This window comes from Phocaeicola plebeius (genome assembly GCF_003437535.1).
Taxonomy (GTDB): Bacteria; Bacteroidota; Bacteroidia; order Bacteroidales; family Bacteroidaceae; genus Phocaeicola; species Phocaeicola plebeius_A.
This window is the reverse complement of record NZ_QSQT01000026.1, coordinates 44,376-56,010: the sequence shown is the minus strand read 5'-3', so window position 1 is coordinate 56,010 and position 11,635 is coordinate 44,376. Positions and strand designations below refer to the sequence as shown.

The window sequence follows — 11,635 nt, the reverse complement described above, 5'->3', positions numbered from 1 at the left end:
AAATTTATGCCTAAACAATAAATCCCTCAGGTTTTTACGTTGACCCGGTATTACGTTGACCCCCAAGAAATTTTGCATTGAGCCAGATTATCTCCGAACCCAACACAAAAAAAGACATCTAAGATGTTACTCTTAAATGTCTTCTTTGTAGCGGGACCCGGGATTGAACCGGGGACCTCATGATTATGAATCATGCGCTCTAACCAGCTGAGCTATCCCGCCATTTTCATTAAAAAAACCGCCAGGCGTGGAAGCCACCCAACGGCTAAATCATTCTTTGTAGCGGGACCCGGGATTGAACCGGGGACCTCATGATTATGAATCATGCGCTCTAACCAGCTGAGCTATCCCGCCATCATTTCGTGATTGCGGGTGCAAAGATAGAGCAAGTTTTTGAATTACGCAAATTTATCCTCTCTTTTTTACTCTTTTTTCTAAGAAATTCCCGACAATTCCTTCTCCAGCATAACAATAACTACCTGAAATACAAGCATATTATTTATTTGAAAAAATAATATCAAATAGTTTTTGCCAACAGTCTTTCCGCCTCACAAGTTCTTAAAAGCGAAGAAAAAAGCTGAAAAAAAACTCTTCAATCATTATGGAGTAAACAAAAAAATACTTTAATTTGCCGCCGTTGCTAAAAAATACAAATAAAAACACAAGAAACATCATGAAAAGAAAAACACAAATCGAATATCCGCTCAATCCGTCTTCAAGCGTCATTATATGGAATGCCATCAGCAGTACGGCTGGTTTGGAGCGCTGGTTTGCCGACCGCGTAACCAAAGAAGGAAAAACCTACACTTTTCGCTGGGGAAAAACAGAAACACGTCAAGCTATTGTGGTAAACAGCCGACCTGAATTTTTTATCCGCTTCCACTGGCTGGACGATGAAGAAGCCAAAAGCTATTTTGAACTGAAAATCCATTACAATGAATTGACAACTGACCACACACTGGAAGTTACAGATTTTGCAGAACCGGGAGAAGAAGAGGATGTACGCAACCTTTGGGATTCACAAATCGAAACCTTAAAGAGAGTTTTCGGAGTATAAATCTATAAAATATACAAAACTTTATTTTGCTGTCCGTTTTTTGTGCTACTTTTGCATACTGATAATATAAGACAGGAATGCTACGCATAAAAAAACTTGATATATTCGTTTTAAAGAGTTTTCTGCTGCTCTTTTCCGGGACATTCTTTATCTGCCTTTTCATTTTCATGATGCAGTTTCTATGGAGATATGTCGATGAATTGGTCGGAAAAGGTTTGGAAATCAATGTTCTTGCCCAGTTTTTCTTTTTATCGGCACTGACATTGATTCCGTTGTCTCTTCCGCTGGCCATTCTGCTGGCCGCTCTGATGACTTTCGGTAACTTTGGAGAACGCTACGAACTTCTGTCCATGAAGGCAGCAGGAATTCCTTTGTTTCGCATTATTCGTCCGGTTGTATTGTTTTGCATGTTTTTAGGTGTCATGTCATTCTTCTTTCAGAATGTCATCGGCCCCAAGGCACAGAAAGAGCTTTGGACACTGCTGGTATCCATGAAGCAAAAATCGCCGGAAGTGGATATTCCGGAAGGGGTGTTTTACAGTGATATTGAGGGATACAACATCTACGTAAAGAAAAAAGACCGTGATACAGGCATTCTGAAAGACATTCTAATTTACAACTTCTCTGACGGATTTGAAAACGCCCATATCATCTGGGCAGAAGAAGGTAAGCTGGAACTGACAGCAGACAAAAAACATTTGTATCTGCACTTGTACAACGGAGAGCAATTTGAGAATCTGAAATCACAGTCCGTCATTTCCCGCAACGTTCCCTACCGCCGAGAAACGTTCAAGGAAAAGCATACCCTGATTGCTTTTGATACGAACTTTGAAATGGTGGACGGTAACTTCCTGAACCAGCGTTCGGACATCAAGAACATGAACGAAATTTCCCTGGCTATCGACTCACTCAACATGTATGCCGACAGTGTGGGACGCGCCATGTATTCGGATGCCATGAAAACGACTTACCGGAAGCCTGTTCTTTCCAAAACAGACTCTACAAAAATGGAGAAAGAACATCTTGCCGTTATCAATACAGACAGTATTCTGAACGGTATGACTTCTGCCCAAAAGCTGAAAACGCTGAATACAACAGAAATGCGACTTTCTTCGCTCATGTCGGACTGGAACATGAAGAGTTATATGACCCGAGATGCTGACAGCAACATCCGTCGTCATCAGTCGGACTGGCATAAAAAGATAACTCTTTCACTGGCTTGTATCATTTTCTTCTTTATCGGAGCCCCCTTGGGAGCCATCATCCGTAAAGGAGGACTGGGTATGCCAGTCGTCATTTCCGTGTTGATTTTCGTGCTTTACTACATTATCGACTCCGGAGCTACGCGTGTGGCCAAAAGTGGAGAGATGAACATCGTGTTAGGTACATGGATGAGTACCATCATACTGGCTCCGTTAGGCGGTTTCCTTACTTACAAATCAAACAAAGACTCTGTGGTTTTTAACATCGACGTGTATGTAAACTTCTTCCGCAAGCTGTTCGGAATAAGAGTATCACGCCACGTTTTCAAGAAAGAAGTTATTATCCACACACCAGACTATACTCGCATCTGTCAGGATTTGGACAAACTTTGTCTGGAATGTGAAACTTACGGAGAAAATCATAAGTTATTAGGACCACCGAATTATTATCAGGTGTTTACCAACAACAAGCATGATGATGCCATCAAGGAAATCAGTCTGCAAATGGAAGGACTCGTAGAAGAAATGTCCAATACGAAGGACGGAGTATTGCTGAATTTATTGAACAATTATCCGTTCTTATCTGTAAAAGCTCACAAGAGCGTATCAGACAACCGCTGGCTGAATCTACTGATTGGAATCATTGTTCCGGCCGGACTGCTTATCTGGCTGAACATCTGGCGCTATCGCGTGCGCCTGGACAAAGATTTGAAAACCATTGTCAAGAATAACCGCGACATACAAGAAAGAATCAAAACAACATTCTAAAACTATCAATATCATTATGGAGAAAATCAAACTGAATACAATTGAAGAGGCAATCGAAGATTTCCGCAAAGGAGAATTCGTCATCATCGTAGACGACGAAGACCGCGAGAATGAAGGCGACCTGGTAGTGGCTGCAGGACTGATTACCCCGGAAAAAGTAAATTTCATGCTGAAACATGCAAGAGGTGTACTTTGCGCCCCTATCACTATATCACGTTGCGAGGAACTGGATTTACCACATCAGGTATCCAACAATACGTCTGTATTAGGAACTCCGTTTACCGTTACCATCGATAAACTGGAGGGATGTACTACAGGTGTATCGGCTGCCGACCGTGCTGCTACAATCCGTGCCTTGGCTGATCCGACTTCCAAACCGGAAACATTCGGTCGCCCGGGACATGTCAACCCCTTGTATGCACAAGAAAAAGGTGTATTACGCCGCGCCGGACATACAGAAGCCTGCGTAGACATGGCACGCCTGGCCGGTTTATATCCTGCTGCTGCCCTGATGGAGGTTATGAATGAAGACGGCACCATGGCCCGTCTGCCGGAACTGAAGAAGATGGCCGACGAATACGGTTTCAAACTGATTTCCATTGCCGACCTTATTGCTTACCGTCTAAAACAGGAATCACTGGTAGAAAAAGGAGTGGAAGTAGACATGCCTACCGAACACGGTCATTTCCGTCTGATTCCGTTCCGTCAGAAAAGCAACGGTCTGGAACATGTAGCTTTAATTAAAGGTACATTCTCGGAAGACGAACCAGTACTGGTACGTGTACATTCTTCATGTGCTACCGGCGACATCTTCGGCTCTATGCGCTGTGATTGCGGCGACCAGTTGCACAAAGCCATGGAACAGATTGAAAAAGAAGGAAAGGGAGCCATTATTTACCTGAACCAGGAAGGACGTGGCATCGGACTCATGGAAAAAATGAAAGCCTACAAGTTGCAGGAAGAAGGAATGGATACGGTAGACGCCAACATCTGCCTGGGCCATCAGGCCGACGAACGCGACTACGGAGTAGGTGCTCAGATTCTGCGTGAAATCGGTATCCACAAAATGCGCCTGCTGACCAACAACCCAGTGAAACGCGTGGGACTGGAAGCTTACGGACTGGAGATTGTAGAAAACGTACCTATCGAAGTCACTCCCAACCCATACAACGAGCGTTACCTGCACACCAAAAAAGAAAGAATGGGACATACCCTACATTTCAATAAATAAATAATTAAGAAGAATTATGGAAACAAATAATTTAGTAAAAAGCTATGCCAGCAAGGCAGCCCAGACTGCTTTGTTCCGCAGCGTATATCTGTGGATGACACTGGCACTTGTCATCACGGGCTTTGTAGCCATGTACATAGCCAAGTCGTACACCCTGATTGAAACCATCATGCAGAACTCCATCATGTTCTGGGGATTACTGATTGCTGAAGTAGGACTTGTGATGTATCTTTCTGCCCGTATACACAAAATCAGTTTCACCACGGCTACCCTTCTGTTCATCGCCTATTCGGTATTGAACGGTGTTACCATGTCCGTATTGTTCCTGATTTATACGTTAAGTTCCATCGCTACCACTTTCTTCGTGACAGCCGGTACATTCGGAGTAACCGCCCTCTACGGGTACATCACCAAGAAAGACCTTACCCGTATCGGCAGTCTCTGCCTGATGGGAGTCATCGGACTGATTATCGCTTCGCTGGTCAATATGTTCCTGCACAACTCGATGATGGACATGATTATTTCCTATATCGGCGTACTGCTCTTTGTGGGGCTGACGGCCTACGACTCACAAAAAATCAAGCAACTCCTGTCGCACGATGACATTGAAGTCAACGAAACCACACAGAAGATTGCCCTGATGGGAGCCTTGACACTGTATCTTGACTTTATCAACCTGTTCATTTACCTTCTCCGGATACTTGGAGACAGAAAATAAACCTTTTTAGAAGCTAATTTCTTTTATATGTGGAAGAAATTAGCTTCTTTTGCAAAAAAATTCCAATTTTAATAACACAATAACATGAACCAACTTTCAGATCGTTTGAATAGCCTGTCGCCTTCAGCTACATTGGCTATGTCACAGAAAAGTAGTGAACTTAAAGCTCAGGGGGTTGACGTAATCAATCTGAGCGTGGGAGAACCGGATTTCAATACACCGGATCACATTAAGGAAGCCGCTAAAAAAGCTATTGACGAAAACTACTCTCGTTATTCTCCAGTTGCCGGATACCCGGCTTTGCGCAATGCCATCGTGGCAAAATTGAAAAATGAAAACGGTCTGGAATATACAGCCGCTCAAATCAGCTGTGCAAACGGTGCCAAGCAGTCTGTCTGCAACACCATCATGGCTTTAATTAACAAAGGTGACGAAGTAATCGTTCCGGCTCCTTACTGGGTGAGCTATCCGGAAATGGTGAAACTGGCAGAAGGTACTCCTGTCATTGTACGTGCCGGTATTGAACAGGATTTCAAGATTACTCCTGCTCAGCTGAAAGCAGCCATCACTCCGAACACTCGTGCCCTAATTCTTTGCTCTCCGTCTAACCCGACTGGTTCAGTATACACCAAAGAAGAATTACAGGGACTGGCTGAAGTATTGGCTAAACACGAACGCGTAATCGTTATCGCTGATGAAATTTACGAACACATCAACTACATTGGCAGGCACCAGAGCATTGCTCAGTTTGCAGAAATCAAAGACCGCGTAGTGATTGTAAACGGTGTGTCTAAAGCATACGCCATGACCGGATGGAGAATCGGTTTCATAGCCGGACCGGAATGGATTGTAAAAGGTGTAAACAAACTGCAGGGACAATATACTTCAGGTCCATGCTCTGTATCACAGAAAGCTGCTGAAGCAGCTTACACTGGTACTCAAGCTCCGGTAGAAGAAATGCGTAAGGCATTCGAACGCCGCCGCGACCTGATTGTGAAACTGGCAAAAGAAATTCCGGGATTCGAAGTAAACTTCCCGCAGGGAGCTTTCTACCTCTTCCCGAAATGTGATTCTTTCTTCGGCAAGAAAGACGGCGACCGCATAATCAATAATGCAGACGATCTGGCTATGTACTTGTTGGAAGTAGGTCACGTGGCTTGCGTAGGCGGAACTTCTTTCGGTGCGCCTGAATGCATCCGTATGAGCTATGCTACTTCTGACGAAAACATCGTAGAAGCTATGCGTCGTATCAAGGAAACATTGGCTCGCTTGAAATAATAAGCTACAAATTACATACAGACAAAGCAGTCTCGGATAACTCTGAGGCTGCTTTTTTTATGTCCTTCCAATCACTTTAGCATTTTCCACAAAACGCAAGGACGTTTTCAATTAAACGCAAGTACATTTCATGTCAAACGCCTTTGCGTTTTAATCAAAACGTACTTGCATTTCAGTTCAAACACAAGTGTGTTTTTCCAAGCCTCCTCAAGAACAAAAAAATAAGGGAATTCTCCAAAAAGAATTCCCTTATTGTGTGTCATACAGACGATTCGATTATCCCAAGTGAATTGCTTCAGAAGGACAAACGTCAGCACAAGTTCCACATTCTGTGCAAGCGTCCGGATTGATTGAATATTTATCACCTTCTGAGATTGCTCCAACCGGGCATTCATCGATACAAGTACCGCAAGCGATACAATCGTCACTAATTACGTAAGCCATTGTAGTAAAAAAGTTAAGTTATTATTAGTCCTAAATTGATAGTGCAAAGTTAATCTTTTTCCAATCAGTTGTCACATCCACTTTGCATTTTCTACCCAATTTATATCATGTCTAAATAGTATCAATGCAAAATGGACTGATACATCACCTGCTGCATTCGCGTACGTATGTTATAACGAACCAGGTTATTCTGTTCATAGACAGAAGGATAGGTTCGGTTGCTCAAAAACACAAAAATCAACTCGTTATCCGGGTCTATCCACACGCAAGTTCCCGTGAAACCTGTATGTCCAAACACCGAAGCTGGCGCTTCTGGACTACAAGGACTGTTGTCCGTATGTTCCGTATCGGGTTTATCAAAACCTAAGCCCCGCCGACTGTCACGCGACTTCAATGTAGTGAAAAGCTCACAAGTTGCCCGGCTAAGGTATCTCCGGTCACCGCAGATTCCTTTGTCCAGCCACATCTGTGCTATTCTTGCCACATCCTGCGTAGTAGAAAACAAACCGGCATTTCCGGATACGCCACCCATGAAAGCGGCCGCCTCATCCTGCACAAATCCCTGCAATTTGCCCCCACGGAGGAAATCAGTCTCTACAGAAGGTACAATCTGCTCCTTCGGGAATTTACGTAAGGGCAAAAAGGCTGTATGACGCAGTCCCATCGGGGCATAGAATACGCTATCCAAATACATATCCATTGGCATACCCGCTATCTTTTCCACCATTTCTTTCAGCAGCATAAAGTTCAGGCAACTGTAACGATAGGACTTCCCCTTCAAAGGAAGTTTTACAATCTGCTCCACTATATTCTTACTGAAATCACTTCTCAAGAACAAACTGTCTGCTACCTGAAGCGGATATTCAGCAGAAGGAACATGCGATACCCACTCCGGATTATAACGGAAATCATTGCAGGCATACACATTCTCGGCCAGTTTCAACGTGTGATTTTTATCGGGCTTCTTACGGAACAGCCCTCCTTTGCAGGACTTCATATCCACAGCTTCCTCATAGAAAGGCCAGTAGGCAGGTAACCCGGATTCATGGAAAAGTAAATCCTGGACCGTAATACGCGCCTTATCCGTTTTTTTCAGTATAGGCACATAATCTGCTACCCAGTCGGTCAGTCCGAATTTTCCCTCATCATAAAGCTTCATCACTGCCAGCAGCGTAGCCGTGACTTTCGTCAAAGAGGCCAGGTCATACAAGCTATTTTCCTTGACCTGTTCCTTACCCTCATAGGTATAACTACCGAAACACTTGTTGTAGACCGGAAGACCTTCCCGCAAGATCATTACATGACATCCTGGATAAGCCTTCAGCCGGATACCTTCTTCTGCAATACTGTCTATCTGCGACAATATCGAAGCGTTCATCCCCACATCCTCCGGACTATATTGACGAGGAGTTTCGGGGTCGACAGTCAGTCCATCCCCAGCCTTAAACAGTCCCGACAACGGAATAGACAAACGTCCGTCAGCATACGCATTGTCTAAGAACAAATCGGCCACATGACGCTGCACAAACTTCTCATCAGAATGTGCCAGTATTACAGTAGAAGCATGACGAACCACTTCCGGAATCTTTTCCAGCATCTTCATATCGCCAAAGCAAATCAAAGCCAAAGGCTTGTCTTTGGCCAGCTTTTCCAGCAAAGCTGCATACGGTTCCACCTTATCGGTATGTAAGGCCACCAATACTCGCTGTGTCGGGCGCAAACGTGCCTCCACGGCATCCAATGAATCTACATTCGCATGCAGCCAGCCAACCGGAAAAGTCTGCTTCAACTGATGATAAAACGGATAAGCTTCCGACAAGGAAGGAGAGACACTCAACAGCACCGTACCCGATACAGATAAATCAAGCGGAACCAATGACGAAGAATCCTTCAGTACCGTCACTGCCGCTTTTGACAATTCCTGCTGAAGCGACAGAAGCTCCGGCGTTACCAGTTTTTCTGCAAGTCCTTCTTCTTCCACTTTTTTCCAGGAAGAAAGTCCCAGCGCATATTTAAATGATAGTACTTTCCGGCATTTCCGGTCAATATCAGTTTCCGACAGACGACCTTTTTTAAGCGCCGACATCACACCGTCAATTTCTTTTTTCAAATTACGGGGAGATAAAACCACATCGTTTCCTGCTATCAAGGCACGGGCACACACATCATCATGCCCGGCAATGCCTTTCATCTCCAGAGCATCCGTCACCACCAGTCCATGAAAGCGCAATTCATCAATCAGCGTACGCATAATTACTTCCTGCGAAATGGAAGCAGGTCCTTCACCTAAACTCGGAGCATGCAAATGACCTACCATCACACCGCCAATTCCCGCCTCAACGGCTTTCTTAAAAGGATACAACTCGATACTATCCAGACGAGCGCGATCAAAGTTTAATTCAGGCAACGCATTGTGTGAATCAATTTCTGTATCTCCATGCCCGGGAAAATGCTTACACACCGCCATTACGCCATTGTCCTCCAATCCTTTTACATAAGCTGCCACTTTTTCGGCCACCCTCTTCGGGTCACTGCCAAAAGAGCGGAAATTGATTACCGGATTATTGGGATTGTTATCCACATCGGCTACCGGTGCAAAATTAATCTGCACACCTATCAGACGACACTGGCGAGCCACTTCTTTACCATATTCATAAAGCAGTGAATCATTCTGTATACATCCTAACACACGATTGTAGGGAAAAGAAGGGGTATCTTTCAAGCGCATTCCCAATCCCCACTCACCATCAAAAGTCACCATCAAAGGCACCGACGCATGAGCCTGGGCATAGTTGGTCATCTGCACCTGCTTCCGAAGTTCTCCACCGGTAAATAACAGCCCTCCTACTCCATAATCATCGACCATCTTTCGCAAAACATTCTTGCTGTATTGGTTTGTCACCGGCTGGAGAGTATAAATGAACAACTGACCCACTTTCTGTTTCAGCGTCATTTTCTCCATCTGCCCGTCTACCCATTTCCGGCAGGCTTCCGTGTCGTGTACCCGGCTCAAGAGCGCAGGTTCTTGTGCAAAGAGACTAGTCGAGGCCAGACAAACACACAATATACACCACAAAATCCGTCTTTTCATTCTATCCTATCTGTTTAATTTTTCTGCATCTTGACAACCATACGCCCGACAAATGCCGCACTTTTTCCCATCTGCTGCACAGGCACCTCTATTCCGTCAAGATTCTTATAAAACTCTGGAACTTCAAAGAAGGAATGAGAATGTCCGCCTAATACAATGTCAATGTTACGGGTATTCTCTATCAGTTCTATATCCGAATAAGGTTCACCTTTCCATCCCAAATGCGACAGGCAAATCACCAAGTCACAATGTTCCTGGTTCTTCAGCAAGTCGGCTACACGCTGGCCTTCAGACACAGGGTCTTCAAATTTTACATTCCCGTAATTGGCATGCGCCACCAGACCGTCAAGTTCCGGTCCCAGTCCAAACACACCAATACGTATTCCATCGCGTTCAATGACGGTATACTCCTTTACCAAACCTTCCAGCACGGTACCTGTCACGTCATAATTGGCACATACAATCGGGAAGTTGGCCATCTTGAACAAGCGGGCCATATTGTCCAGGCCAAAATCGAACTCATGATTTCCAATCGTACCTGCATCATACCCCATCTCATTCATCATCTTGATTTCCACCTCTCCTTTAAACAAATTATAATAGGGACTTCCTTGAGAAAAATCCCCGGAATCGAACAGCAACATATCTTTGTGCTCACGACGCTGTTCTTTCACAAAAGCCGCCCGGCGCAACACACCCGCCTTTCCGGCCAGTACCGTATCAGGGAAATAAGAGGCAAAGGGTTCGATACGACTATGCATGTCGTTCGTATGAAATATATACAATTCTTTTACCGACTGCGCGGCCATCACACTCACCAGCAGGCACGCCAGACATAAACAATATATCTTTTTCATCTCTTTTCTATTTTTCAATTGGACGCACTTACTTTTATTCTTCCTTCTACCTGCGAAGTTACAAATTGTCCTTTCTGCTCACACTGCTTTACATAGTCAAGCAACAAATTACGCAACAACGCATCTTTCGGGAATATTTTGGAAGAAGCCCGACGGAACGCTTCCATCTTATCATTTCCCTCGGCCAGATAATCTATGGTAGCTACCGTATAGGTTTTCTTTGCATCAATCTGCTGGCCATTCACCTTTGCTTCCAAGAGGTTTCCCTCTCCATCTATTTTTAAAGCGGCGCCACTAATTCCCTCGCCATGTACAGAAGCTATTTGTCCGAACAACTCCTTCAATGTGGCCCCGTCCATTGTCAGCACACACAAGGCATTCTCAAACGGAGCAATCTCATACACCGTTCCAAAGGTAATTTCACCTTCAGGCATTGCATTCCGGATACCCCCCATATTCATGACAGCTACATCAGCCGGCTTACCAATCGCCCGCACTGCTGCCTGACGAAGTACATCGGCCATCAGATTAGACAGCGGAGACTCCGGACGGTATGCAGTCAGGTTCTTTGCCGAATGTCCGATAATCGGCGACATAATACTATCTACTTTCTGCTGATAAGGTTTCAAGATATTCAACGCTTCGGCATCCGGTTTACGGTCGTACACATCAGTAATGGCCACCCTTCCGCCTTCCACACCTGCCAGCGAATAACCTGAGCTACAGCTGGCCAGCAGCCACCCGGCCAACACACCGGCAACTGCACTTTTTACAAGTCTAACATTGAGATAATTCATAAAACAAGGTTTATTTGCAGTCAAAAATACGGAAAAAAGGAACATGCTCAAAAGAATGATAAAAGCTATCCAAAAGACTTCTCATTTTTTAATAAAATAGGTAGAAAACATTTGGCTAGCTCGCAGAAAAACACTAACTTTGCCCCGCTTTCGCGCAATCGCTGTCAAAGAAGAGTTACTTGATATGTTGCG

Annotated in this window: 9 protein-coding genes and 2 tRNA genes; 5 read left to right on the top strand and 6 right to left on the bottom strand. The window is 44.6% G+C overall.

Annotated elements, in window-relative coordinates; genetic code table 11:
* Positions 1-148: 148 nt before the first annotated feature.
* Both DXD04_RS12915 and DXD04_RS12910 read right to left on the bottom strand, forming a co-directional pair.
* Positions 149-222: transfer RNA gene (locus DXD04_RS12915), tRNA-Met, on the bottom strand.
* A gap of 58 nt (positions 223-280) precedes the next feature.
* A tRNA-Met gene (locus tag DXD04_RS12910) sits at positions 281-354 on the bottom strand.
* A 319-nt stretch (positions 355-673) separates the two neighbouring features.
* On the opposite strand from DXD04_RS12910, the gene DXD04_RS12905 reads away from it, so the two are divergent.
* The 5 genes from DXD04_RS12905 (at position 674) to DXD04_RS12885 (ending at position 6,254) form a co-directional block, all read left to right on the top strand.
* A complete protein-coding gene (locus DXD04_RS12905; protein ID WP_022052482.1) occupies positions 674-1,057 on the top strand; it encodes an START-like domain-containing protein in 384 nt (127 codons plus the stop codon).
* A gap of 77 nt (positions 1,058-1,134) precedes the next feature.
* On the top strand, positions 1,135-3,027 hold the full coding sequence (locus tag DXD04_RS12900) for an LptF/LptG family permease (RefSeq protein ID WP_117673671.1): 1,893 nt from the start codon (positions 1,135-1,137) through the stop codon (positions 3,025-3,027).
* A 16-nt stretch (positions 3,028-3,043) separates the two neighbouring features.
* Positions 3,044-4,258 carry a bifunctional 3,4-dihydroxy-2-butanone-4-phosphate synthase/GTP cyclohydrolase II gene (locus DXD04_RS12895; protein WP_117673670.1) on the top strand — a complete coding sequence of 405 codons (1,215 nt, stop codon included), beginning with the start codon at positions 3,044-3,046 and terminating at the stop codon, positions 4,256-4,258.
* A gap of 16 nt (positions 4,259-4,274) precedes the next feature.
* Positions 4,275-4,976 carry a Bax inhibitor-1/YccA family protein gene (locus DXD04_RS12890; protein WP_117673669.1) on the top strand — a complete coding sequence of 234 codons (702 nt, stop codon included), beginning with the start codon at positions 4,275-4,277 and terminating at the stop codon, positions 4,974-4,976.
* 84 nt (positions 4,977-5,060) lie between these two features.
* Positions 5,061-6,254, top strand: a complete 1,194-nt coding sequence (locus tag DXD04_RS12885) for a pyridoxal phosphate-dependent aminotransferase (protein WP_117673668.1) — start codon at positions 5,061-5,063, stop codon at positions 6,252-6,254.
* Positions 6,255-6,530: 276 nt separating this feature from the next.
* On the opposite strand, the gene DXD04_RS12880 is transcribed toward DXD04_RS12885, so the two are convergent.
* From DXD04_RS12880 to DXD04_RS12865, 4 genes are all read right to left on the bottom strand, one after another.
* Positions 6,531-6,698, bottom strand: a complete 168-nt coding sequence (locus DXD04_RS12880; RefSeq protein ID WP_007557742.1) for a DUF362 domain-containing protein — start codon at positions 6,696-6,698, stop codon at positions 6,531-6,533.
* 121 nt (positions 6,699-6,819) lie between these two features.
* The gene (locus DXD04_RS12875) at positions 6,820-9,789 is read right to left on the bottom strand and encodes a serine hydrolase domain-containing protein (RefSeq protein WP_117673667.1); all 2,970 of its coding nucleotides are present in this window, start codon (positions 9,787-9,789) and stop codon (positions 6,820-6,822) included.
* 14 nt (positions 9,790-9,803) lie between these two features.
* Complete coding sequence (locus tag DXD04_RS12870; protein ID WP_117673674.1) at positions 9,804-10,646, bottom strand: bifunctional metallophosphatase/5'-nucleotidase; 843 nt, start codon at positions 10,644-10,646, stop codon at positions 9,804-9,806.
* A 14-nt stretch (positions 10,647-10,660) separates the two neighbouring features.
* Positions 10,661-11,443: a 5'-nucleotidase C-terminal domain-containing protein gene (locus DXD04_RS12865; protein ID WP_117673666.1), complete on the bottom strand. Its 783-nt coding sequence runs from the start codon at positions 11,441-11,443 to the stop codon at positions 10,661-10,663.
* Between the last annotated feature and the right edge of the window lie 192 nt (positions 11,444-11,635).

Coding starts and splice junctions, on each gene's coding strand:
- DXD04_RS12880 (WP_007557742.1), bottom strand. CDS start 6,698: ATGGCTTACGTAATTAGTGACGATTGTATCGCTTGCGGTACTTGTATC.
- DXD04_RS12870 (WP_117673674.1), bottom strand. CDS start 10,646: ATGAAAAAGATATATTGTTTATGTCTGGCGTGCCTGCTGGTGAGTGTG.
- DXD04_RS12900 (WP_117673671.1), top strand. CDS start 1,135: ATGCTACGCATAAAAAAACTTGATATATTCGTTTTAAAGAGTTTTCTG.
- DXD04_RS12895 (WP_117673670.1), top strand. CDS start 3,044: ATGGAGAAAATCAAACTGAATACAATTGAAGAGGCAATCGAAGATTTC.
- DXD04_RS12890 (WP_117673669.1), top strand. CDS start 4,275: ATGGAAACAAATAATTTAGTAAAAAGCTATGCCAGCAAGGCAGCCCAG.
- DXD04_RS12885 (WP_117673668.1), top strand. CDS start 5,061: ATGAACCAACTTTCAGATCGTTTGAATAGCCTGTCGCCTTCAGCTACA.
- DXD04_RS12875 (WP_117673667.1), bottom strand. CDS start 9,789: ATGAAAAGACGGATTTTGTGGTGTATATTGTGTGTTTGTCTGGCCTCG.
- DXD04_RS12905 (WP_022052482.1), top strand. CDS start 674: ATGAAAAGAAAAACACAAATCGAATATCCGCTCAATCCGTCTTCAAGC.
- DXD04_RS12865 (WP_117673666.1), bottom strand. CDS start 11,443: ATGAATTATCTCAATGTTAGACTTGTAAAAAGTGCAGTTGCCGGTGTG.